Here is a 466-nt window from a genome sequence, read left to right as displayed (position 1 = left end):
TGCTCCACGAGTACATTTGCACGTATGAAAACGACAAAAACGATCTTGGCCCCGATAGGAAATCACACAGAAAAAACGGCTTTTAGCTCATGAAATCATGCGAAATGCACTTGGTTTTAGTGCTTTCGGATCACGTAAACGTGGGTAAGGACCCATTATATCGCCCCCCAAAGACCCAAAAAGCCGAAGAGGGAAGAACCACACAAACAACTGTATATCCACATGTTAAGGCATCAGGAAAATTCCCCGGCAAAAATCCTAGGGCGCAAAAGGCGCATCTTTACGCTTTCAAAGAAACATTTTTAGAAAAATAATATTTACATCACTCTACAGACAAGAGGGGTATAAACGTTATTTACAGAAAAAGTTTTAGAAACATACGTAAAGATGCGCCCCTTGCGCCCTAACCTATCAGCAACATCCCTAATACGGGATACAAAAAAGTCAATGGGACACGGCCGTAAAG

1 protein-coding gene is annotated in these 466 nt (G+C 42.1%); it reads left to right on the top strand.

Features of this window, described 5'->3' with window-relative positions; translation table 11 throughout:
- Positions 1–89: 89 nt before the first annotated feature.
- The gene (locus DWX33_RS22240) at positions 90–314 is read left to right on the top strand and encodes a hypothetical protein (RefSeq protein WP_005865070.1); all 225 of its coding nucleotides are present in this window, start codon (positions 90–92) and stop codon (positions 312–314) included.
- Positions 315–466: the final 152 nt, after the last annotated feature.

This window comes from Parabacteroides sp. AF19-14 (genome assembly GCF_003635485.1).
Lineage (GTDB): Bacteria > Bacteroidota > Bacteroidia > Bacteroidales > Tannerellaceae > Parabacteroides > Parabacteroides distasonis.
This window is presented reverse-complemented; position numbering and strand designations above follow the sequence as displayed.